The organism is Ancylobacter radicis (assembly GCF_018449475.1).
Taxonomy (GTDB): Bacteria; Pseudomonadota; Alphaproteobacteria; order Rhizobiales; family Xanthobacteraceae; genus Ancylobacter; species Ancylobacter radicis.
On the sequence record NZ_JAHCQH010000023.1, the window covers coordinates 38839 to 61505 of the forward strand.

At 67.6% G+C, this 22667-nt stretch carries 23 protein-coding genes, 1 other RNA gene and 1 pseudogene; 12 read left to right on the forward strand and 13 right to left on the reverse strand.

Annotation, left to right across the window (positions count from 1 at the left end):
* Positions 1-180: 180 nt before the first annotated feature.
* Positions 181-2190 carry a L,D-transpeptidase family protein gene (locus KIP89_RS18645; protein WP_250152651.1) on the forward strand — a complete coding sequence of 670 codons (2010 nt, stop codon included), beginning with the start codon at positions 181-183 and terminating at the stop codon, positions 2188-2190.
* A gap of 290 nt (positions 2191-2480) precedes the next feature.
* Positions 2481-4217 (forward strand): peptidoglycan L,D-endopeptidase MepK, encoded by a 1737-nt coding sequence (locus tag KIP89_RS18650; RefSeq protein ID WP_369808517.1) that lies wholly within the window; start codon positions 2481-2483, stop codon positions 4215-4217.
* A 97-nt stretch (positions 4218-4314) separates the two neighbouring features.
* Here the strand turns inward: KIP89_RS18650 and KIP89_RS18655 are convergent, their stop codons facing one another.
* The 3 genes from KIP89_RS18655 to KIP89_RS18665 form a co-directional block, all read right to left on the reverse strand.
* Positions 4315-4593, reverse strand: a complete 279-nt coding sequence (locus tag KIP89_RS18655) for a DUF2312 domain-containing protein (RefSeq protein ID WP_213757108.1) — start codon at positions 4591-4593, stop codon at positions 4315-4317.
* A 177-nt stretch (positions 4594-4770) separates the two neighbouring features.
* Positions 4771-5091 carry a DUF1244 domain-containing protein gene (locus tag KIP89_RS18660; protein ID WP_213757109.1) on the reverse strand — a complete coding sequence of 107 codons (321 nt, stop codon included), beginning with the start codon at positions 5089-5091 and terminating at the stop codon, positions 4771-4773.
* Between the two features lie 36 nt (positions 5092-5127).
* Positions 5128-6012, reverse strand: coding sequence for an N-formylglutamate amidohydrolase (locus KIP89_RS18665; protein WP_213757110.1), 885 nt, complete (start codon positions 6010-6012; stop codon positions 5128-5130).
* Between the two features lie 176 nt (positions 6013-6188).
* On the opposite strand from KIP89_RS18665, the gene KIP89_RS18670 reads away from it, so the two are divergent.
* A complete protein-coding gene (locus KIP89_RS18670; protein ID WP_213757111.1) occupies positions 6189-7481 on the forward strand; it encodes a glycerate kinase type-2 family protein in 1293 nt (430 codons plus the stop codon).
* Positions 7482-7557: 76 nt separating this feature from the next.
* The gene (locus KIP89_RS18675) at positions 7558-7998 is read left to right on the forward strand and encodes a DUF1036 domain-containing protein (RefSeq protein ID WP_369808524.1); all 441 of its coding nucleotides are present in this window, start codon (positions 7558-7560) and stop codon (positions 7996-7998) included.
* Between the two features lie 99 nt (positions 7999-8097).
* Here KIP89_RS18675 and KIP89_RS18680 read toward each other — a convergent pair whose 3' ends face one another.
* The 6 genes from KIP89_RS18680 to KIP89_RS18705 form a co-directional block, all read right to left on the reverse strand.
* Entirely contained in the window at positions 8098-9624 is a 1527-nt protein-coding gene (locus KIP89_RS18680; RefSeq protein WP_250152652.1) for a Do family serine endopeptidase, read from the reverse strand.
* A 186-nt stretch (positions 9625-9810) separates the two neighbouring features.
* The gene (locus KIP89_RS18685; RefSeq protein ID WP_213757113.1) at positions 9811-9996 is read right to left on the reverse strand and encodes a DUF2065 domain-containing protein; all 186 of its coding nucleotides are present in this window, start codon (positions 9994-9996) and stop codon (positions 9811-9813) included.
* A gap of 12 nt (positions 9997-10008) precedes the next feature.
* Entirely contained in the window at positions 10009-10956 is a 948-nt protein-coding gene (gene hflC / locus KIP89_RS18690; protein ID WP_213757114.1) for a protease modulator HflC, read from the reverse strand.
* Positions 10953-12107 carry an FtsH protease activity modulator HflK gene (hflK, locus tag KIP89_RS18695; protein ID WP_213757115.1) on the reverse strand — a complete coding sequence of 385 codons (1155 nt, stop codon included), beginning with the start codon at positions 12105-12107 and terminating at the stop codon, positions 10953-10955. The genes hflC and hflK overlap by 4 nt, the downstream gene beginning before the upstream one ends.
* 184 nt (positions 12108-12291) lie before the next feature.
* Entirely contained in the window at positions 12292-12570 is a 279-nt protein-coding gene (locus KIP89_RS18700; protein ID WP_213757116.1) for a ribbon-helix-helix domain-containing protein, read from the reverse strand.
* Complete coding sequence (locus KIP89_RS18705) at positions 12567-12755, reverse strand: DUF4169 family protein (protein WP_213757117.1); 189 nt, start codon at positions 12753-12755, stop codon at positions 12567-12569. Before KIP89_RS18705 ends, KIP89_RS18700 begins: the two co-directional genes overlap by 4 nt.
* A gap of 552 nt (positions 12756-13307) precedes the next feature.
* Between KIP89_RS18705 and KIP89_RS18710 the strand changes: the two genes are divergently transcribed.
* From KIP89_RS18710 to KIP89_RS18720, 3 genes are all read left to right on the forward strand, one after another.
* Positions 13308-14057 (forward strand): hypothetical protein, encoded by a 750-nt coding sequence (locus KIP89_RS18710; RefSeq protein ID WP_213757118.1) that lies wholly within the window; start codon positions 13308-13310, stop codon positions 14055-14057.
* A 225-nt stretch (positions 14058-14282) separates the two neighbouring features.
* A complete protein-coding gene (gene fumC, locus KIP89_RS18715) occupies positions 14283-15674 on the forward strand; it encodes a class II fumarate hydratase (protein WP_213757119.1) in 1392 nt (463 codons plus the stop codon).
* A 133-nt stretch (positions 15675-15807) separates the two neighbouring features.
* Positions 15808-16416, forward strand: coding sequence for a Spy/CpxP family protein refolding chaperone (locus KIP89_RS18720; RefSeq protein WP_213757120.1), 609 nt, complete (start codon positions 15808-15810; stop codon positions 16414-16416).
* A gap of 127 nt (positions 16417-16543) precedes the next feature.
* Here KIP89_RS18720 and KIP89_RS18725 read toward each other — a convergent pair whose 3' ends face one another.
* On the reverse strand, positions 16544-17023 hold the full coding sequence (locus tag KIP89_RS18725) for a GNAT family N-acetyltransferase (protein ID WP_213757121.1): 480 nt from the start codon (positions 17021-17023) through the stop codon (positions 16544-16546).
* A 13-nt stretch (positions 17024-17036) separates the two neighbouring features.
* Positions 17037-17831: a thymidylate synthase gene (locus tag KIP89_RS18730; RefSeq protein ID WP_213757122.1), complete on the reverse strand. Its 795-nt coding sequence runs from the start codon at positions 17829-17831 to the stop codon at positions 17037-17039.
* Positions 17832-18038: 207 nt separating this feature from the next.
* Between KIP89_RS18730 and KIP89_RS18735 the strand changes: the two genes are divergently transcribed.
* The 5 genes and pseudogenes from KIP89_RS18735 (at position 18039) to KIP89_RS18755 (ending at position 21512) form a co-directional block, all read left to right on the forward strand.
* Positions 18039-18416 (forward strand): hypothetical protein, encoded by a 378-nt coding sequence (locus KIP89_RS18735; protein ID WP_250152653.1) that lies wholly within the window; start codon positions 18039-18041, stop codon positions 18414-18416.
* Positions 18417-18456: 40 nt separating this feature from the next.
* Positions 18457-18812: a transfer-messenger RNA gene (ssrA, locus tag KIP89_RS18740) on the forward strand.
* A gap of 52 nt (positions 18813-18864) precedes the next feature.
* Positions 18865-19479 (forward strand): annotated as a pseudogene (locus KIP89_RS19930) (SspB family protein); the annotation flags it as partial.
* Between the two features lie 234 nt (positions 19480-19713).
* On the forward strand, positions 19714-20991 hold the full coding sequence (locus KIP89_RS19940) for a flavin monoamine oxidase family protein (protein WP_369808519.1): 1278 nt from the start codon (positions 19714-19716) through the stop codon (positions 20989-20991).
* Positions 20988-21512: a dihydrofolate reductase gene (locus KIP89_RS18755; RefSeq protein ID WP_213757124.1), complete on the forward strand. Its 525-nt coding sequence runs from the start codon at positions 20988-20990 to the stop codon at positions 21510-21512. The genes KIP89_RS19940 and KIP89_RS18755 overlap by 4 nt, the downstream gene beginning before the upstream one ends.
* Positions 21513-21530: 18 nt before the next feature.
* Here the strand turns inward: KIP89_RS18755 and KIP89_RS18760 are convergent, their stop codons facing one another.
* Entirely contained in the window at positions 21531-22292 is a 762-nt protein-coding gene (locus tag KIP89_RS18760; protein WP_213757125.1) for a tetratricopeptide repeat protein, read from the reverse strand.
* 111 nt (positions 22293-22403) lie between these two features.
* Positions 22404-22529: a type B 50S ribosomal protein L36 gene (gene ykgO, locus KIP89_RS18765; RefSeq protein ID WP_013167868.1), complete on the reverse strand. Its 126-nt coding sequence runs from the start codon at positions 22527-22529 to the stop codon at positions 22404-22406.
* Between the last annotated feature and the right edge of the window lie 138 nt (positions 22530-22667).

Sequence of the window (22667 nt, forward strand, 5' to 3'; positions counted from 1 at the left end):
GGCCACTGTGTGGGCAAGGGTTTGCGTGTCGGCGATCTGTCCGCGCGGTGTGGCGGAACGGTAACGCGGGGCGCTCGGGCGGGCGTATTGCCGCTTTCGTGAGTTGAAGCGATGCGGACCCAAGCGCGCAATGGTGCGTTCCCATCCGGCGAGTTTGGATGGGACGGAGCGGAGAGAATGATGGCCGGGCGTAACGTGAGTTTCTCTGAGGGGCGCGGTCGGCATCTGGCGGGCACCGCCCTGGCGCTGCTGATGGCGGGGGCGCTGCTGCTGCCGCTTGGCGCCGCCGCTCAGGACGGCACCGGCGCCGCCATCGCCCTCGACCCCGCCGGCCATGGCACCGGCGAGCCGGTTGCCGCCTTTGATCCGGCCCGCGCCGGCATGCAGAGCGCCGGGCAGGGCGCTGCGCTGCTCGCCGCGCTGGGCCATGATCCCGCGCCGTTCGACATTAACGACACCGGCCGGACCAAGACGGCGACCCCGACCCCCGCGCCGGCCGCCGCCGCTCCGCCGGCCATCGGCAACGGCGCTCCCGGCACGGGGGCGGCGACGCCCGGCAGCCGCGCGCCGACGGCCACCACGCCGTCCGCACCGTCCTCCTCCGGCACCTCGACCCCGGCCACCGCCGGCGCTCCGCAGGCGCCGCGTCCGGGCGCGGGCGTGCCCGAGCGGCTGGCCGAACTCATCTCCAGCCAGCTCGCGCACTTCGCCCAGCGCCCGGCTGACCAGCAGGCGCTGGCCGCCTTCTACGCCGCGCGCAATTTCCAGCCGGTATTCACCGCCGCCGGCGCGATCACCCCGCTCGGCATCGCCGCGCTCGGCGCCTTCAATGGCGCGGCGGCGGAAGGGCTGAACCCGGCCGACTACGCCGTGCCGCCGCTGCCGGCGCAGATGGGTGACGGCGTGCTCGCCGATTACGAGCTGCGCGTGGCCGGCACGACGCTGCTCTATGCCCGCCATGTGCAGAGCGGGCGCTTCGACCCCAAGCGCATCTCCAAGGATGTCGACCCGACCCCGACCGTGCCGGACCCGCTCGACGTGCTGGCGACGGTCTCCAGCGCCCCGAATGCAGCGCAGGCCTTTGCCAGCTTCGCTCCCCACTATGACGAGTACCGGCTGCTGAAACTGCAGCTTGGCCGCCGCCTGGCCGAAGGGCAGGGCCAGGTTCACGCCGCCATCCCGCCCGGTCCCTCGATCCGGCCGGGCGAGCGTGACCCGCGCGTGCCGCTGCTGCGCGAGCGGCTGGGCATTGGCGGCGCGGCCGATGACGAGATCTACGACGCCTATCTGGTCGAGGCGGTGCGCGACTTCCAGCGCCTGTCCGGCGCCGCGCCGGACGGCATTGTCGGGCGCGGCACGCTGGCGGCGCTGAATGGCGGCGCGGGCGACAGCCTCGACGACCTGATCGCCAATATGGAACGCTGGCGCTGGCTGCCGCATCAGGTGGCGCCGACCTATGTGATGGTGAACATCCCGGAATACATGGTCCGCATCGTGGTCAACGAGCAGACCATTCATGAGACGCGGGTGGTGGTCGGCAAGCCCGAGAACCAGACGCCGATCATGTCCGAGGAAATGCAGTACGCGGTGTTCAACCCGTCCTGGAACGTGCCGCCGGGCATCATCAAGAACGAGATGCTGCCCAAGCTTCAGGCCGACCCCTATGCGCTCGACCGCCAGGGCATCGACGTGGTGCGCAACGGGCGGATCATCGACCCCGGCACGGTGGACTGGCGGCGCGGCTCGCAGGGCTATTCCTTCCGGCAGGCGCCGGGCGAGCGCAATGCGCTGGGCCGGATGAAGTTCATGTTCCCGAACAAGCACTCGGTCTATCTGCACGACACGCCGAGCCGCGCGCTGTTCGCCCGCGACCGGCGCGCCTTCAGCCATGGCTGCGTGCGGGTCCACGAGCCGCTGAAATTCGCCGAGGTGCTGTTCGGGGTCGGCCTGCCGGGCGATGCCTGGAGCCAGCAGCGAATCAATTCGCTGATCGGCGGGAATGAGAAGTATCTGAACCTGAAGCAGCGATTCCCGGTCCATCTGGTCTATTTCACCAGCTATGTGGACGGGCAGGGGCAGCTTGTGACGCGCGAGGACATCTACGGAATCAACGACGCCACCAAGGCGATGCTGGGTCTCGATGACACGCGCCGCCTGGCGGATCGCGGCGGCATGGTGGCGCCGCGGTGACGCGGTGTGGTTTATCGCTTCCGTAACGGCAGTATAGCGGGTTGAATCGTGTTGTTTTGGACACGGTTAACCATGAAAAGAAGTCGATACGGTACAAGATTACGAATTTGTCACGTTGGCACTCTTTTGCCACACTCTCCCCCTAGCCATGCTAATCCATGGCGTGGGGGTTTGGGCGTAACGGCCCTTTAACCAAACCCGACAAGACTATGTTGACCATGTCCGGCCCGGTCGATCCCGACCGTGTCGTCTCAAGGAAACGTTTCCTTTCGGGTTTCGGGTACGGGTACGTGCGCATTTCATCGGTCTTCCGCAGTCACCGTGTTGCCAAGTGGGGCGCCGTCAAGGTCGCCGCCCTTGCGGCCTTCGTCACCTTCGGCAGCGCCGATATGCTGCAGAATGCGGTGGCCAATGGCGATACGCGCACGCTGACGCTGCATCACGTCCATTCCGGCGCGAGCGCCACCGTCACCTTCAAGCGCAATGGCCGCTACGACCCGGCGGCGCTGAAGCAGCTCAACGTCCTGTTGCAGGACTGGCGGCGCAAGGAGTCCACCAATATGGACCCGCGCCTGTTCGACATCATCTGGGAAGTCTATCGCGAGAGCGGCGCCACCCAGCCGATCCAGGTGATCGGCGGCTACCGTTCGCCCGCCACCAACGCCATGCTGCGCCAGCGTTCGCGCGGCGTCGCCAAGACCAGCCTGCACATGCAGGGCAAGGCGATGGATTTCTACATTCCCGGCGTGCCGCTGGCGAAGATCCGCGAGGCCGGGCTGCGGCTGGAGCGCGGCGGCGTCGGCTTCTACCCGACCTCCGGCTCGCCCTTCGTGCACATGGATACCGGTGGCATCCGCCACTGGCCGCGCATGACCCGGCCCGAACTCGCCCGCGTCTTCCCTGATGGCAAGACCGTGCATGTGCCGGCCGATGGCAAGCCGATGGCGGGCTATGCGCTGGCGCTGGCCGAAGTCGAATCGCGCGGCTCCGAGCCGGGCGGCGCCGGCGCGGCCTTTGCCGGCCTGTCCGGCGGCAATGATCCCAAACGCCCCGGCGCGGGCGGCAAGAACATCTTCGCGGCTCTGTTCGGCAAGGACGACGAGGAAGAGGCCGATACGGCCCCGGCCGCCGCCCCGGCGCGGGCGACCACGGTGGCCGCGCGGGCTCCCGCTGCGACTCCTGCCGCTGCGGCGGATGATGACGAGGCGCCCGTCGTTGTGGCGGCTGCGCCGGCCGCTGCCCCCGCGCCCGCCATGGTGCCGGTTCCCGTACCGCATCCGCTTGGCCGCACCGTCGTCGCGGCGGCGCCGAGCCCTGCTCCGCAGACGCTCGCGGCCCAGACCCTTACGGCTCAGACGATTGCCCCTCCCACGCCGCCCGCCGGGGCGCAGAGCCTCGCGGCGCTGGCTGCCGCCGTGCCGCTGCCGGCGCCGCGTCATCAGGCGCCGGCTGAGGCCGCATCGGTTGTGGTCGCCAGTGCCGGTCCACTGGCGCCGCTGCCGCCGGCCCGTCCGAACGAGGCCGGTGCGCGCGCCGGCACGGGCGGCCTGCCGGAAATCATCGTCAACGGCACGCAGGGAGGCGCTCCCGCGCTCGCCTATGCCTCGGCCGCCGGCGACATCTTCCCGAGCGAGCGTCTCCAGCCCGGCCGTGCCCCGGCCGCCGGCGCCGCTCCCAGCCTGCCCAGCGCGGCGGCCAAAGCCGCAACCCCGACCGCTCAGCCTGCAGCCGTGGCGCACAATGCCCAGCCCAGCCGTCCGGGAACGGCGGCGCATGCGGCCGAAATGCAGGCGGAGATCCGCCGTCTGTTCAGCGGCCCGACCGTGGCCCGCAATGTCGTGCTGCGCACGCCGGAACTGCGCCGCTTCGCTGCCTTCGTCGCCCCGCCGCGTCAGGTGGTGGCGACCGGCTTCAGCAAGGATCAGCCGGCCGGCCCGCCGACCGCGCACTTCACCGGCGCGGCAATCGTCGCGGTTCCGGTGGTGGCGATGGTCTCCGGCCCCGCGCCGCTCAAGAAGCCGCTCTGAGGCGCCTCCCAAGCCAAGCATCACCCGACACGAAAAAGCCGGCCGAGATGATCGGCCGGCTTTTTGTTTGGCGGCTTGCCGGGCGGGAGGCCCGGCGTCAGCTCAGCATGCCCAGCGCCTGCATATAGAGGTCGACGATGGCCTCATGCTCGGCGCGCTGGTCGGCGTCCTGCTTGCGGATCTTGAGGATCTCGCGCAGCGCCTTGACGTCGAAGCCGGTGCCCTTGGCCTCGGCGAAGACATCCTTGATGTCCTCGGCAATGGTCTTCTTCTCCTCTTCGAGCCGCTCGATGCGCTCGATGAAGGATTTCAGCTGTTCCTTGGCGAAGCCGGCGGCGGCATCGGACAGCGGCTGGTCGTTGGGAATATCGGACATGACGTCTCCGGGAGATCGGGTCGAGCGCGGGCATGGCACGCCCGGCGTCGTCGGCTGTGAATTGGCCGGGACAGGAGCCCAAGGATAAGGCGGCGTCAAGGCTGGCCGGCTCGGCGACGCCCCGCATCCCGCGACTGCACCCGCTATCCACCGCTTGCCTGTGAAAAACGCTGCGCTTCAGTGGCCGCCGGGGCCTTTGAAGGCGGCCTTCTGCTCCGGGCTGGCCTCGCTCTGGTGCCGCGCCTTCCACTCCTCATAGGGCATGCCGTAGACCACTTCGCGGCTCTCGTCCTTGGTCACCGGCAGGCCGCGCTCCTGGGCGGCGTCGAGATACCAGTTGGACAGGCAGTTGCGGCAGAAGCCGGCCATGTTCATCAGGTCGATGTTCTGCACGTCGGTGCGCGCGCGCAGATGCGCCACCAGCCGGCGGAAGGCGGCGGCCTCCAGCTCGGTGCGAGCCGTCGCGTCGAGTTCAGGGGTAGCGGTGGTCTCGGTCATGGGAAACTCCCGGGTCGTCGCGCTCAGGGGATCGCGCTAGACGCGCGTCTCAGGCGGATAGATAGGCACGACCGGCCCGGTGCGCGAGCCGTGCCATTCCACGCGGTGCAGCGCCGGCTCCGTGAGCAGGGCCGGCAACAGGCCGGCCAGCCGCGCGGCCCATGATTCCTGTCCCGCCGCGTCGGCGATGAGGTCCTGCCGGATCTCCAGCAGCGTGCTGGCAAGACCGCGCCGTGTGGCGTGGCGGTAGAGGCAATCGCCCTTGAGCGCCCCGTCATAAGGCTCGTTGTCGCCGACGATCAGGTCGCCCGGTGCCTCCAGCGCCGCGATCAGCTCGCGGGTGAAGCGCGGATCGGCGTCCCACAGAATGGCCGCGTGCCAGGGGCGGGCAAGGCCGCGCCACACCGGGGTGAAACTGTGCACGGAGAGGATCGCCGGCACGATGCCGGCCGCCAGCGCCGCCTCGATCTCCGCCTCGATCGCCTGATGATAGGGCCGGTGGAAGCGGGCGATGCGGCGCTCGATCTCCGCCGCGTCGGCATGACGGTTGCCGGCAATGAGCGCGCCGTCGGACAGGCGCATCACCAGCGTCGGGTCATCCTCGCCGCGATTGGGGTCGATCAGCAGGCGGGAGAAGCAGGACAGCACCGCCGGGCAGTCCAGACGCGCGGCGAGGCGGCGTGTCACTCCGGCGGCGCCGATGTCGTAGCCGATATGGCGGGCGAGCTGCTCCGGCGGCAGGCCGAGCGAGCCATAAGCGGGCGGCAGCGCATTGGAGGCGTGGTCGCACAGCAGGATCAGCCCGGTGGCGGGATCGCCGGGGATACGCTCGAAGGGCGGGAAATCGTCGTCGGCGGTCACGGCCGGGGAAGCCTCCGGGGCGAGGTCGGGGGCGAGGTCTTGCGTCGGGAGGCGGCGCATAATTGCCTGTGCGATGCGACTAAGTGCCTAGAGGATAGTGACGTGAGGCGGTGAGTGCCATAGGAATACGCCCGTTTACGGTCGCAGGGGATGAGGATTCGATCCTGCGCGCCATAAGGCATCACGGCGGACCAACCGCCGGTCAGAGGCCCGGTCGGGCGGGGTAGGGATTAGAGATGAGCGACACGGCGGCGCGTGCCTTTCTGGACCAGCTTTTTTCCGCCGCGGTCGCGGCTGCCCATCCCGACACGTGTCTGCCTCCGGCGCTGCCGCCGCCCCCGTCCAGGGGCCGGCTGATCCTGCTCGCCGCCGGCAAGGCCGCCGGTTCGATGCTGGAAGTGGCGGAGCGGCATTATCTCGACACGCTCGGCCTCGATCCGGCCCGTCTGGCCGGCATCGGCGTCGCCCGCCATGGCTATGGCCGCCCGACGCAGCGTCTGGAAATGGTGGAAGCCGGCCACCCGATGCCGGATGCGGCGGGGCTTGCCGGGGCGCAGAAGTCGATCGACCTCGCCGCCTCCGCCACCGCGGATGATCTGGTGCTGGTGCTGCTCTCGGGCGGCGCCTCGGCCAACTGGATCGCCCCGGCCGCGGGCGTCGATCTCGACGACAAGCGCCTGCTCACCCGCGCCTTGCTGCGCTCGGGCGCCAACATCACCGAGATCAACACGGTGCGGAAGCATCTCTCGCGCATCAAGGGCGGGCGCCTCGCGGCGCTGGCGCAGCCGGCGCGGGTGGTGACGCTCGCCATTTCCGATGTGCCGGGCGACGATCCGGCGGTGATAGGTTCCGGCCCCACTGTCCCTGATCCCTCGACGCTGGCCGAGGCGCGCGAGGTGCTGGCGCGCTACCATATCGATCCGCCGGCCTCGATCGCCGCAGCGCTGCATGACAGCGCCAATGAATCGCCCAAGCCCGGCGACGCGGCCTTCGCCAATGCCGAGTATCACCTGATCGCCCGGCCGGTGGATTCGTTCATCGCCACCGAGAAGCTGGTGCGCGCGGCGGGGCTGGAGCCGATCCTGCTCGGCGACAATCTGGAAGGCGAGGCCCGCGAGGTCGCCGCTGCCCAAGCGGCCAAGGCGCGCGAGCTGAAGGCGGCCGGCACGCGCGCGGTGCTGCTGTCGGGCGGCGAACTCACCGTGACCATGCGCGGCCAGGGCCGGGGCGGTCCGAATCAGGAATTCGCGCTGGCGCTCGCCGTCGCGCTTGAGGGGACCAACGGCATCTATGCGGTGGCCGGCGACACCGACGGCACGGATGGCGGCGGCGGCGATGCCTCCGACCCCGCCGGTGCCTTCGTCCTGCCGGACACGCTGGCCCGCGCCCGCGCCGCCGGTCTCGATCCCGCCGCCTTTCTCGCCAATAACGATTCGACGGGCTTCTTCGAGCCTCTGGGCGACCTTCTGACGCCGGGACCGACCTGCACCAACGTCAATGATTTCCGCGCCGTTTTCATCGATAGCTGATCCCGCACGGACCCGCCGACGGCGGGGCCATGCGCGTCTCCTGCTGCTGGCCGGAGCCGTGCCGGCGCTCGCCGTGATGCTGGCGCCGTCGCCGGCGGCTGCCGATTTCCGCCTGTGCAACCGCTCGGCCAGCCGGGTCGGCATCGCGCTCGGCTACAAGGACGGCAATAGCTGGTCGACCGAGGGCTGGTGGAATATCGGCCCCAATAGCTGCGAGACGCTGCTGCGCGGCGATCTGGTCGCCCGCTATTATTACGTCTATGCGATCGACTACGATCTCGGCGGGGAGTGGTCCGGCAAGGCCTTCATGTGCACCCGCGAGAAGGAATTCACCATTCGCGGCATCGCCGATTGCCTGGCGCGCGGCTTCGACCGCACCGGCTTCTTCGAGGTGGACACGCAGGAGCAGAAAAGCTGGACGGTGCAGCTGACCGAGCCGCAACGCTCCGCCGCCGTGCCGGGCGCGGCCCCGGCTATCCCGCCGGCCAATCCGCCCATGCCGCCCAAGAAGCCCTGATCGCCGCCAGCGCCGCGCGCTCGTGTCGGGTCCGACAGTCCCCATGAAAAGGCCCGCCGGTGAGGCGGGCCTGATCGCGGGTCCGGCGTCGGCGGTCGCTCAGTCCACCGGCAGGGCGGTGAAGCGGATCTGGCCTTCGGGATCGGCCACCATCAGCAGGGCCGAGCGCCGCCCGTCCTTCTTCAGCGCCTCAAGGCGGTTCTCGATGTCCTTCGGGGTCGCGGTCGCTTCCTGATTGACCTCGACGATGAGGTTACCCGGCGCGATGCCGCGCTCGGCGGCGACCGAACCGGGTTCCACCGCCATGACCACCACGCCCTTCAGCTCATCCTTGATCTTGAAGCGGGTGCGCAGTTCCGGGGTGAGTTCGGCAAGGTCGAGCCCGAGCAGCTTCTGCGTCTCCACCTTCGGCGCGTCCGGCTTGGCTTCCGGCGCCTCGGGAGTGGCCGCGGCAACCTCCGCCTCGTTGAGGCGCCCGACCACCAGCTTGAGCTTCTCCTCCGTGCCCTTGCGGACGACGACCACCTCGACTTCCTTGTCGACCGGCGTGTCGGCGACGATGATCGGCAGGGAGCGCATGTCCTTCACCTCCTTGCCGTCGAAGGAGAGCACCACATCGCCCGCCTTCAGCCCGCCCTTGGCGGCCGGGCCGTCCTCGGTGACGGCGCCGACCAGCGCGCCGCGCGGCCGGCCCAAGGCGAGGCTTTCGGCGATCTCGGGCGTCACCTGCTGGATGCGCACGCCGATCCAGCCACGCCGCGCCTCGCCGAACTCCTTGAGCTGGGCGATGATCGGCACGGCGGTGTTGGCGGGCACGGCGAAGCCGATGCCGATGGAGCCGCCCGAGGGCGAGATGATGGCGGTGTTGATGCCGATCACATCGCCATCCATGTTGAACAGCGGCCCGCCGGAATTGCCGCGATTGATGGCGGCATCGGTTTGCAGGAAATTGTCGTAGGGCCCGCTGTTGATGTCGCGGTTGCGGGCGGAGATCACGCCGACGGTGAGCGTGCCGCCGAGCCCGAACGGGTTGCCGATCGCCATCACCCAGTCGCCGACGCGCAGCACGTCCGAATTGCCGAACTTCACCGCCTTCAGCGGCTTGCCCTCCTCCGGCGTCACCTTGAGCAGGGCGATGTCGATCTTGGTGTCCCGCCCGATCAGTTCGGCCTTGAGCTTCGAGCCATCGGCGAAATTGGCGTAAATCTCGTCGGCGTCGGCGATGACGTGGTTGTTGGTGACGATGAAGCCGGCCTGATCGATGACGAAGCCGGAGCCGAGCGAGGAGACCCGGCGCGGCGCGTTGTCCTCGCCCTGCTGTTGTTGCCGGCGCTTGAAGAACTCCTCGAAGAACTCCTCGAAAGGCGAGCCGGGCGGCAGTTCCGGCGTCGGCACGCTACGCGAGGGCGCCACGGTCTGCGAGGTCGAGATGTTGACCACCGCGTCCATGACGTTGGCGGCGGTGTCGGCAACCGAATCCGGCCCCTTCATGGCCGCCGCCCCGGCGGGCGGGCCGAAGCTGCCGAGCGAGGTGGCGGCGATCAGGCCCGCCAGAAGCAGCCCGGCGATACCCGTGCGGGCTCTCGCGCCGCGTGTGCCCGCCGCCGCATCCATCCCGTTGCTCATGCTGCCTCCTTCGCCGCGGGGGAGGCGACGCCTTCCCGAACTCGTTGTGCTGACGCTAGCCCGGCCAAAAGCCGATGCAAGCCAAAACCGCGCGAGCCGCACAGGCGGGTGCGGGAAGATGAGGGGCGCAAAAGCAAAGGGGCGCCGGTGAGGGCGCCCCTGAGCAGGGTTCAGAGTGCGGGGCTGTCAGCCACGCATCAGCCAGACCACCAGGACGCCGACGACGGCGCCAGCGAGGCCGGCAATCCGCAGCGGTTGATCGGGCAGCTGGCCGATCGATTCCGCGGCGCGGCGTACCGCGCCCGGCGCCGCCGCCAGCATCAGGCCCTCGATCACCAGGACCAGACCCAGCGCGACGATGAGATCCGCCATGGCTCCGCCGGATCAGTTGGCGGGAGCGGCGGGGGTCGCGGGCGCGCCGGCGGCGGGAGAAGCCGCAGGCGGAACGCTCGGAGCGGGGCTGCCCTCCGGGCTGGGCGCGTTGAAGAAGCGGAAGAAGTCCGAGGTCGGCGAGATGAGCATGCGCGTCTCGCCCTTCTTCAGCGATGCCTCATAGGCCTGCATCGAGCGGTAGAACTCGAAGAAGCCGCGATCCTGGCTGTAGGCCTGCGCGAAGATGTTGTTGCGCTCGGCATCGCCTTCACCGCGCAGCTGGTCGGCCGTCGCGGTCGCCTCGGCGACGATGACCGTGGAGTCGCGGTCGGCGCGGGCGCGGATGGTCTGCCCGGCCTCGGCGCCCTGGGCGCGGATTTCGGAGGCCTCGCGCTGACGCTCGGTCTGCATGCGCTGGAACACCGCCTGGCTGTTGGCTTCCGGCAGGTCGGCGCGGCGGATGCGGACATCGATCACGGTGATGCCGAAATTGCCGGCCTCGCGATTCACCTGATCGCGGATGCGGGCCATCAGCACCTCGCGCTCGTCGCGCACCACCTGGGTGAAGGTGGATTCACCCAGCACGCGGCGCAGCGAGGAGTTCAGGATGGTGGCAAGACGGGAATTGGCGCCCTCCACGCTGCCCACCGACTGGTAGAAGCGCAGCGGGTTGACGATGCGGTAGCGCGCGAAGGCGTCCACCACGAGCCGCTTCTGATCGGCCGCGATCACTTCCTGCGAGGGGTTCTCGAGGTCGAGAATGCGCTTGTCGATCATGATCACGCTGTCGACCAGCGGGATCTTGGCGTTGAGGCCGGGCTGCTCGATCACGCGCACGGGCTCGCCGAAGCGCAGCACGAGCGCCTGCTGCGTCTGATAGACGCTGAACAGGGCCGAGTAGAGGATGATGGCGGCAACCGCGACGATGACCGCGAGAACGATACCAAGGCTATTTTTCATTGGGCCGCTCCCTGGCCGGCAGTGGTCGGGGCGCGACGGGCGTCGAGGGCGCCGAGCGGCAGATAGGGCACGACACCCTGGCCGCCATTGGCCGGCTGGTCGATGATGACCTTGTCCATGCCGTCGAACACGCGCTCCATGGTCTCGAGATAGAGGCGCTCGCGGGTCACGTCGGGAGCCTTCTGGTACGCGCCGAGCACGCTCAGGAAGCGGGACGCCTGACCGCGCGCCTCGATGATCGCGCGCTCCTTGTAGCCCTGCGCACCCTGGGTGATGCGGGCGGATTCGCCGCGTGCTTCCGGGACGACGCGGTTGGCATAGGCCTGCGCCTCGTTCTGCAGACGCTCGGCGTCGGCGCGGGCGGCCTGCACGTCGCGGAAGGCGTCGATGACCTGCGAGGGCGGGTCGACCTTCTGCAACTGCACCTGGGTGATGAGGACGCCGGAGCGGTAGCTGTCGAGCGTCTTCTGCATCAGGTCATGCACCGCCGTTTCGATGTTCTGACGGGCGCCGGTGAGGATGGGCTGGATGTTGGTGCGGCCGACCACCTCGCGCATGGCGCTTTCCGCCACGGCCTTGATGGTGCCTTCCGGGTTCTGGACGTTGAACAGGAAGTCGGCGGCGCCGATATCCTCGGTGGAACCGGCGGCGGCGGGCTTGACCATCCAGAACACGGCGAAGTCGACGTCGACGATGTTCTCGTCGCCGGTCAGCATGAGGCTTTCTTCGGAAACATCGCGCGCGGCGGTGCCGCGGCGGGGATCGTCCCCGGTGCGGATGCCGATGTCGATCCGGTTGACGCGCGTGACCTGCGGGGTCAGCACCGATTCGACCGGATAGGGAAGGTGATAGTTCAGGCCGGGATTGGTCGTGCCGACGAATTTGCCGAAGCGCAGAACCACGCCCTGCTCGTCGGGCTCGACGCGGTAGAAGCCGGAGAGCAGCCAGGCAACCAGAGCGATGACAACGACGGCAAGAATACCCTTGCCGCTGCCGAAGCCTCCGGGCAGAGCCGTGCGGAGCTTTTCCTGGCCGCGCCGGATCAGATCTTCGAGATCAGGAGAATTGGGCCCCGACGATTGCGGGCCAGTACCCCAGGGACCGCGCGGACCACCACCCCATGGTCCACCGCTCTGGTTCTTCCACGACATTCCGCGGCCACTCCATTTGCGCGCCCGATGCATCCGGGCTCGCAAACGCAGAACCGTCAGACGCCACCGTGCATAAAGGTTCTCGTGTTCCCTCGACGAGAGACACGACGATGGCGGTTATAGGTGACGGCACACCCGGTTACAACGCGCCTTCGCAAGTTCGCATATGGGGCGCGGGCCGGGCTTACGCAACGGGAGAACGGATCGACGAACCGTTGCTCGCATGTTCCACATGTTCCCGCCCGGAGGGGGGATTGCGGTAATAGGCAAGGACGTACAGCCGGATGGCCGACGACAGATTGCCCTGATTTCGTCCGGAATCGATCGACGCCACGATTTCCGACAGCGTCGTGCGGCGGCTCGCCGCTATTTCCTTAAGCGCATCCCAGAACTGATCTTCCAGGCTGACGCTTGTCTTGTGTCCTGCGATTACGATGGATCGCTTGACCACGGGACTCTTCATGTCTCGTCCTCTCGAACTCGCCTGTGCCCATCCAGCGACTTTTCTTTCCTAAGCTCGGCGGCCGCCTCTGCGGCGCGCTGGGCTTTCGTGCGGCCAAACTGCAAACGGCGTGCGGCGGCATTTTGTTCCGCCTCCTCCCGCGCAATTCGTTTCCGGTGGCGATGAAGATTCACAATGTCGGACATCGGTTCCCGCTCCCCTAGAGGATGTGGCTGCGTCGTTGATGTGCGTCAATAGGTTGAGGTGGAATCCATTGTTAATAAAGTGGATCAGAAAAATCGATGTTGCAGCAAAAGCGAGGATTTGCAGTCAGTCATCTCATTGTAGCGGTATTATGGTGCTATAGAAATATCAGTTAAATTTCCAAAATACATGCAAGAAGTAATCGGTTCCATGTAAAATGGAAAAAATCTAAATTTTTCAACGACTTATTCAATGTGTCGGGCGACAGTCGCGATCACGTATTTGTGAGCATTTCTGTCGTCTGGGTCACACATCACCAGCTCATTGAGCCGGGCGGTCTCCCTTCCTGGGTCGCTTTGCCGGGGCGCCTTACCCGAGCGCGCCGAAAACCGATTCCGGTGCTTGGCTGCTGGGGCCGGGTTGGGTGCGCATCGCCCACTCGCTGGCGGTAGGCGGCATGGGCGAAACGGATCGCGGCTGCCGGCCGCCGTTTTCGATCTGGCCTCCCCTACCGTGAGGCGGTAAGGAGTAATTTATTACCGGGGGGAGTTCAGATGCGCGGCGAGCCACCGATCACCCCAAGCGTTTCCCGGCCGATCCACGTCGTTTATGGGTTCTTTCTCCACCCCGGGTCGAACTGGCGCGCCATCATGGCGGGGCAGATTGGCAGTCTGCGGCGCTACGGTCTGCTGGCGGAGGCCGATCTTAGCATCGTCATCACCGATCCGCACGCGACACCGGGCCTGGCGGACTTCGTCGCGGGCCTGTGCGGCCCCCGCGCGACGATCCTCATTCATCTCGAGAACCGTTATGAATACTGGGCTCTGCACCGTCTCTGGCAGATCGCTTGTGCGTGCCCGGAGGCGCGGGTCGCGTATTTCCATTCCAAGAGCGTCAGCCGCAATATCCCGGCCCGCTGCTGCACCGAAAAGGCGCTCACGCGCGGCACGTTTGAGGAGTGGCGCCAGTTTCTCGCCCTGCTCGATGACGAGCGGATCGACATGCTCGGCCTCTTCCCCGCCGCCGACGGGTGGGTATGGTATAACTTCTGGTGGGCCAAGGCGTCCTATGTGGCCGGCTTGCCCGAACCTGTCACGAGCGAGGATCGCCACAGCCATGAGGGCTGGCTTGGCGGTTGCCGCGCGGCCCCTCGATCGGCCAATGCCTTCTCCATCTATGCGTGGGAAATCCGCAGCTACGGCCAGCGGGAAGCGGACCGCCGCATGCGCTGGCTAGCGCGCTGGACATTATTGCAGCGTCGGTCGTTGCGCACCCTGCTGCGCAGGCTGGGGATCCGTCTCTAGCGGAACTGAGGCCCGGTCGTCGCAGCTGGGCTTCCGCCAATTCCGCTGCACGTTCCCGAACGCTTCTGCCCTGCCTGACGTTCGGTTCCGGGCTGCGGAAGATGCCTCCGCTTTCCCCTCCCCAGGTCGCATTTCCCGCGACCGGCCCGCGTGATAAATGCCTGCGGCGGCGCATGCCATCACACCGAATTTTTTCCGAAACGCCCCTTCCGAGAGGTTCTCAGCATGAGCAGCACCCGCATCGAGACCGATACGTTCGGCCCCATCGAGGTGGCGAGCGACAAATATTGGGGCGCTCAGGCGCAGCGTTCGCTGGGCAATTTCAAGATCGGCTGGGAGAAGCAGCCGCTGCCGATCGTGCGCGCGCTCGGCGTCATCAAGCAGGCGGCGGCGCAGACTAACCGCGATCTCGGCCATCTCGACGCGAAGCTGGCCGATGCGATCATCGCCGCCGCGCAGGAAGTGATCGACGGCAAGCTCGACGCGCATTTCCCGCTCTCGGTGTGGCAGACCGGCTCGGGCACCCAGACCAACATGAACGCCAATGAGGTGATCTCGAACCGCGCGATCGAGATGCTGGGCGGGGAGAAGGGCTCGAAGAAGCCGGTTCACCCCAATGACCATGTCAATATGAGCCAGTCGTCCAACGACACCTACCCGACCGCGATGCATGTGGCGGCGGCGGTTGAGGTCGTGCACGCGCTTCTCCCGGCACTCACCCGTCTGCGCGATGCGCTGGCCGTCAAGTCCAAGGCGTGGGAGCACATCATCAAGATCGGCCGCACCCACACCCAGGATGCGACGCCGCTCACCCTCGGCCAGGAATTCTCCGGCTACACCCAGCAGGTCACCAACGGCATCAAGCGCATCGAGCAGACGCTGCCGGCGCTGATGGAACTCGCGCAGGGCGGCACGGCCGTCGGCACCGGGCTCAATGCGCCGGTCGGCTTCGCCGAGAAGGTGGCCGAGCGCATCGCCGCCATCACCGGTCTGCCCTTCACCACCGCGCCGAACAAGTTCGAGGCGCTGGCCGCCCATGACGCGATGGTGTTCACCCATGGCGCGATCAACACGGTGGCGGTGTCGCTGTTCAAGATCGCCAATGACATCCGCCTGCTGGGCTCCGGCCCGCGTTCGGGCCTCGGCGAACTGGCGCTGCCGGAGAACGAGCCGGGCTCCTCGATCATGCCCGGCAAGGTGAACCCGACCCAGTGCGAGGCCCTTACCCAGGTGTGCGTGCAGGTGTTCGGCAACAATGCCGCGCTCAGCTTCGCCGGCAGCCAGGGCCATTTCGAGCTGAACGTCTACAACCCGGTGATGGCCTATAATTTCTTGCAGTCGGTGCGCCTGCTGGCGGATGCGGCGATCAGCTTCACCGACAACTGCGTGGTCGGCATCGAGGCCCGCGAGGACAATATCAAGGCGGCGCTGGAGCGGTCCTTGATGCTTGTCACGGCGCTGGCGCCGAAGATCGGCTACGATAATGCTGCCAAGATCGCCAAGACGGCGCACAAGAACGGTACCACACTGCGTGAGGAAGCGGTGGGCGGCGGCTATGTCACTAATGAAGAATTCGATGCAGTCGTGCGCCCGGATAAGATGATTTCTCCCGGTTAATCTGTCGTTCATTCAGATGAACGGATATTCAGCTTCGTTTCTGAAGGTGGTATGCGTTCGTTACCGAAGTTTCATTTGAGATTCTTCGATTTGGCGCGCAACATCGGCCTCATCAAACAAGGAGATGAGGCCGATGAAACGCACCATCATTGCCGCAACCGCCGCCGCCCTGCTGGCCAGCGTCGCCTTTGGCGTCGCCGCGCCGAATTTGAGGGGCGACGGTCCCCGTCCTACCCCGCAGCAAATGGCCGAAAATGCCGGCGCCATGAGCGATGCACGCATCGCCGCGCTCAAGGCCGGGCTGAAGCTCACGCCGGATCAGGAAAAGCTCTGGCCGGCGCTGGAAGCGGCGCTGCGCGACTCGTCCCAGCAGCGCATCGACCGCCGCCTCGAACATCGCGAGGAGCGCGCCGAAAAGGGTCCCGATGATCGCCCCGACGTGATCGAGCGGCTGCGTGAGCGGGCCGACGGCATGCTGGAGCGTGGCGAGGCGCTGAAGAAGGTGGCGGATGCCGCCGACCCGCTGTTCAAGACGCTCGACGACCAGCAGAAGCACCGCTTCGCCATTCTGTTCAAGCAGGCGGAGGGGCCGCGCATGGCCCGGCACGACGGCCCTCGCGGGCCGCACGGCTTCGGCCCCGGCCGTCACGGCCCGGATGGCCCCGGCCATCACCGCATGCCGCCCGGCCCCATGCCCGGTGGCCCGGATGGTCCGGGCGCGCCGGATGACGAGCCGCTCTGAGCGGGTTCGTCTCCTCCGCAAGTCCTGTTAGCACCAGAGGCCGCCGGTTCGCCGGCGGCCTTTTCATGTGCCGGGTGAAAAGGGCTTTGCGCGACAGCCCGCCGCCCCGCCGCCCCGCCGTTCGCGGTCAATCGGCGGCCAGCGCCGTCAGCGCCTCGCCGGTGACACGCTGCACCGTCCATTCATCCATCGGTGCCGCGCCGATGGAGCGATAGAAGCGGATGGCCGGCTCGTTCCAGTCGAGCACCCACCATTCGAAGCGCCCGAGCCCCTCATCGAGGCAGCGCCGGGCCAAGCGGCGCATCATGGCCCGCGCAATGCCGCGCCCACGAAAAGCGGGGCTGACATAGAGATCTTCGAGATAGAGCCCGTGCCGGCCGCGAAAGGTCGAGTAATTGTAGAACCACAGCGCGAAGCCGGCCGTCTCGCCCTCCCATTCGGCGATGTCGCAGAACACTTTGGGATCGGGGCCGAACAGGTCGCGCTCGATGTCGGCAAGGCTGGCCTCGACCTCGTGCAGCAGCTTCTCGTACTCGGCGAGTTCGCGCACGAAGGCGAGGATCTGCGCGGCGTCGTCCGGCCGCGCGGGGCGTATCGCAAGGCTCATGGGATCTGCCTGATTACACCGCCACCGGCGCCTTGATGGCGGGATGAGGATCGTAATTCTCGATGGCGATATCCTCGAAGCGGAAGGCGAACAGGTCGTTCACCGCCGGGTTCAGCCTGAGGCTCGGCAGGGCGCGCGGGCTGCGCGAGAGCTGCTCGTGAACCTGCTCCATATGGTTGGTGTAGATATGCGCGTCGCCCAGCGTGTGGACGAAATCGCCCGCCTTCAGCCCCGTCACCTGCGCGACCATATGGGTCAATAGCGCATAGGAGGCGATGTTGAAGGGCACGCCGAGGAAGATGTCGGCCGAACGCTGGTAGAGCTGGCAGGAGAGCCGGCCATCGGCGACATAGAACTGAAACAGCAGATGGCAGGGCGGCAGCGCCATATGCGGCACATCCGCCGGATTCCAGGCCGAGACGATCAGCCGGCGCGAATCCGGGTTGCGGCGGATATCGGCGACGAGCTGCGCGATCTGGTCGATGACGCCGCCCTTGCCGTCCGGCCAGGAGCGCCACTGATGGCCGTAGACCGGGCCGAGGTCGCCCTTCGCGTCCGCCCATTCATCCCAGATCGAGACGCCGTTTTCCTTGAGATAGGCGATGTTGGTGTCGCCGGCGAGGAACCACAGCAGCTCGTGGATGATCGAGCGCAGATGCAGCTTCTTGGTGGTGACGAGCGGGAAGCCCTCGGAAAGGTCGAAGCGCATCTGGTGGCCGAACACGGAGAGCGTGCCGGTACCCGTGCGGTCATCCTTGCGCGCGCCCTCGCGCAGCACCCGTTCCAGAAGCTCGTGATATTGCCGCATCGCCCCATCTCGCCAGCGTCCGCCTGTGGCGGATCGACCCACTATATATAGCGCAAGTTCGCGCCCGGAACACGGGCGCGGCGGGGCTGCCAACAGCAAACACGCCCGACGCGTCCCTGCTGTCGCCGTGCGGCGGTATCTGGGGAACTTGTCGGCCCCCCGCCGGCTTGTCCCCTGGCGCGGATCATTCACCGAGGGAGGAACACCATGTCCAGCAACGCCACCACCGCCGACAAGGCCGCCACGCTGGCCGGCACCGATATCGAGCGCACCGACAGCACCACGGCGCTCGCCAAGGAGCATCACCGTCTCGCCATGCATCTCAACCTGCTGGAGAAGGACGCCACCCACCCGATCGATCTGGTGGTGGAAGGCTCGCGCATGAATCCGGCGCTGGTGCTGCGCGCCGGGCAGGCGCTGCGCAGCGCCCATTCCGATGTGCGGCTCGATTATGAGCTGATGCGCGAGGTGCTGATGGAGGTCATCCGCACCCGGATCGCCGAACTGGACGAGAAACTGGTCGGTTCGCAGGGCGGCAACAAGCCGATCGAGCGCCTGCAATATGGCGACCAGACCGAGGCGTGAGGCGGGCCGGGTGCGGGGAGCGGGGGATGCCGGCCCGCCCCCTCTTCCAACCCGGCGTGCGAGCGCCTATATTCCCTGTGCCGGTGCAAGCCGGCTATGGCGATAAACGGACATCGTAATAAACCCATCGGACCCGGGGGCAGTACCCGGCGCCTCCACCCAAGCCCATCCCACGCGGTGGGTTTCGGCGGGGGCGAAACAGGATCGACGAGGGCGTAAAGGATCTTCTTTCGCTCGGCATGGTACCGCCGTCATCGGACCAAACTTATAGTTGCCAACGACAACTATGCTCCGGTTGCTCAGGCCGCGTGAGCGGTTTGATCTCTGGGAAATAAGTCCTTGCGGGTAGCACTGTAAGGCGGGGTTCGGAGGCACCTGGCAACAGAAGCCTCCACTTCATTTCAATGACCGGCTGGCGGTCGAGGCTGGAATCGGGTTCATTGCCGGCATGAGCGTCGATCTTATTCGCTATGATTTGCTGGTTCAGGACGCGCTGCGCGCCGTGGTGCGCCGCGTCCTCACGGACGTCGCGCGCGACGGCCTGCCGGGCGATCATCATCTGTATGTCTCCTTCGACACCACCGCTCCGGGCGTGCGGCTCTCGCCGCGCCTCAAGGAGCGGTACCCGGAGGAAATGACCATCGTTCTCCAGCACCAGTTCTGGGACCTGATCGTCACCGAGCCCTATTTCGAGGTGGGGCTGTCCTTCAACGGCATTCCCGAGCGGCTTCATGTGCCCTTTGACAGCCTGAAGGGCTTCTTCGATCCGTCCGTGAAGTTCGGCCTCCAGTTCGAGCCGACCAGCGCGGAGGACGACGAGGAAGAGGAGGTCGAGCCCGTATCCTCCCAGCCGACGCCGATCACCAGCCCCCGGCCGACCTCCGTGCCGTCGATGCGCGCGCCCTCCGCCGGTGCGCCGAAGGCGGTGCCGGCGGCCAAGGCGACACCTTCGGCAGCCGGGTCGGCCAAGCCCGAACTGGCGAAGGCTGCCAAGCCTGACGCCATCAAGCCTGAACCGACCAAGTCTGACGCTGCAAAAGCCGACGCAGCCAAGCCGGAGGCGCTCCGCGCCGTACCCAGCCGGCCGGCGCCCGTCGCGAAACCGGCGGACGGCAAGGGCACGGACGGCAAAGGCACGGTCGGCAAAGGGGCTGATCCGAAGCCGGTCGCCGCCAAGCCGGGCGACGCCGAGCCTGCACCGGCGAAATCCTCCGAGCCGGACGCGGCCGAGGGCGAGAACAAGGGTGCGCAGGTGGTGCGCCTCGATGCCTTCCGCAAGAAATAGCGCGGCCCGATCGTGAGCGGCCATCATGAGGTGATCGTCGTCGGCGCGGGCGCTGCGGGCCTTGCCGCGGGCGCGCGCCTGCATCAGGCCGGCATCGACGTGCGGGTGCTGGAAGCCGCGCCGCGCACCGGCGGGCGGGCTTTCACCGATAGCGCGACCTTCGGCGTCGCCTGGGATCGCGGCTGCCACTGGCTGCATTCGGCCTCCGTCAATCCGCTGCGCCAGGCGGCTGACGAGCTCGGCATCGGCTATATGGCGCGCGGCACGCGGCAGGCGCGAGCGACCCATCTGGGGGAGCGTTGGGCCGATGAGGTGGAGCGTGAGGACATCTGGCGCGCCATCGACGCCCTGTTCACCGCCGTCCACCACGCCGGCGACGAGGGCTGCGACATTGCCGCCAGCGCGGTGATCGACACCACCACGCCCTGGTTGCGGCTGACCCGCCACTGGCTGAATCTGATGACCGCCACCGAGGCGGAGCGGGTCTCCACCCTCGACTATGCCGCCTATGCCGATACGGTGGAAAACTATCCGGTCGCGAGCGGCTATGGCGCGCTGGTGCAGGCGGTGGCGCGGCGCGCGGCGCCGGATTTGCCGGTGCTCACCGGCTGCCCGGTCTCGTCCATCGACTGGTCGGGCGCAGGAGTCGCGCTGGAGACGCCGCGCGGGCGCCTGACCGCCCGTGCCGTCATCGTCGCCGTGCCGACCCCGGTCATCGCGCGCGGCGCGCTGGCTTTCGCCCCGCATCTGCCGGTTGATCTGGCGGAAGCCTTCGCGGCGCTGCCGCTGGGCGCGGCGGAGAAGGTGGCGGTTCATTTCGATCGCGATGTCTTCGGCGTAGCGCCGACCACCTATATCGACACGCTCGACCTGCGCGATCCGCACCGCCACCCGATCAATTTCACGCTCAATCCGTTCGGCGCGCCGATGGCGATCGGGCAACTGGCGGGCGACAATGCCGCGCGCCTCGTCGCCGCCGGCCCGAAGGCGATGGAAGATTTCGCCCTTGCTGCCCTTGTCGACACCTTCGGCGCGGATATCCGCGCCCATGTCACGGGCGTCGCGACCACCGACTGGGTGGCGGACCCGCTGATCGGCGGCGCCTATAGCTGCGCCCTGCCGGGTCTCGCCCATATGCGCGCGCGCCTGCGCCAGTCCTTGGCAGATCGCGTGTTCTTCGCCGGCGAGGCGGTCTCGGCCCATGCCTATTCCACCGCCCATGGCGCGCACCTCACCGGCATTGCCGCCGCCGAGGCGACGCTCGCCCAACTCACGGGCAAGGCGGCGTGACGGGCGGCCCCGCGACGCGGCTCACCCTCGTCGTCGCCGTCGCCGAGAACGGCGTGATCGGGCGCGGCGACGAACTGCCTTGGCACATTTCCGGCGATCTCAAGCGATTCCGCGCCATCACCTGGGGCAAGCCGATCCTGATGGGACGGCGCACCTTCCAGTCGATCGGCCGGCCGCTGCCGGGGCGCACCAGCATCGTCATCACCCGCGACGCCGGCTTTGCCGCGCCGGAAGGCGTACTCGTCGTTGCCTCGCTGGAGGCGGCGCTGGAGAGCGGCGCGGCGGAGGCTGCGCGGCTCGGCGTCGACGAGATGGCGGTGGTTGGCGGCGCGCAGATCTATGCGCAGGCGATCGCGCGGGCGCAGCTTCTGCGGCTGACGCAGGTCCATGCACGCCCGGAAGGGGACGTGCATTTCCCGCCCTTCGACCTTGCCGAGTGGCGCGAGACCTATCGCGAGGGGCCGATCAAGGGCGAGAAGGACGAATACGCCTTCAGCTTCATTGATTACGAGCGGGCCTGACGCGGGGCGCGCCGTCCGTCAGATCGGCCGGCCTTCCACGGTGAGGGTGAGTTCCTCTTCCATCTCCTCGACCTCGTCGAGATGGGGATAGACCGCCAGCGCCCGGCGGGCGGCTTCCAGCGCGTGCTTCTCGTCGCCGATCTCCTTGCAGATGATGGCGATGCCGGCCCAGGCGCCGTAATGGCGCGGCTCGCGCGCCACCACCTGGCGCAGATCGACCAGCGCGTCCGAGAAATCCTGCTTGAGATAGAACACGGTGGCGCGCTTGTTCCAGGCTTCCAGATGGTCGGGGGAGACGACCAGCACGCCGTCGAGCAACTGAATCGCGAGGTCGTAATCCTTGGCCTGCGTGGCCAGCGCCGCGCGGCTCATCAGCACATCGGCCGTGTCGCTGCCGGAAGGTGTGAGCGCGATGTCGATGCGGGCGGCGATCTGCTTGGCCGATTCCTCGTCCGGCGCCGCCTTCAGCGCGGCAAACAGCGCGTCGAGCCGCTTGGCGCGGTCGGGCTCGGCATTGCCGCTCTCCACCGGGGAGGTGGTGCTGCGGCCGTCCGCGGTGCCGGGCTGGTCCTTGGCCTTGGGAATCTCGACCTGAACCGGCGCGTCCTTGCCCAACGCATCCTTGGGCGGCGCATCCTTGGAGTGAGCGTCAGGCGCGGGAGCGGCGGGCGATTGCGCGAAAAGCAGCGGCGCGCGGCCCTGCGGCGTGTCGGCCGATACGGGAAGGGCGGCACCGGCGAGCGGGGAGGCGAGGATCAGGGCAGCAAAAAGGGCGCGCATGACTCCAGTGTAGGAGCGATGGCGCCCTCGTCAACACGCAGAAGCGAACCCCGAGAAAACGTGAACGCGGCCCAAGGGCCGCGTTCGGAACGTCGCTCGAAGCCTGTCGTCTCAGCCCTGACGGGCCTTGAAGCGCTTCTGGGTCTTGTTGATGATGTAGACGCGGCCCTTGCGGCGCACCAGACGGTTGTCGCGGTGACGGCCGAGCAGCGACTTGAGAGAGTTGCGGATCTTCATGACACTTAACCTTCGGATGGATAGCGCCTGCGCATGAGACGGCGCCTATGGCCGCGCCCCGATCCGCCAGCTTCACCTAAATTCGAGGCCCGGCTGATAGCGGAGGGGAGGGGGGCTTGTCAATCGACGGGCGGGGGT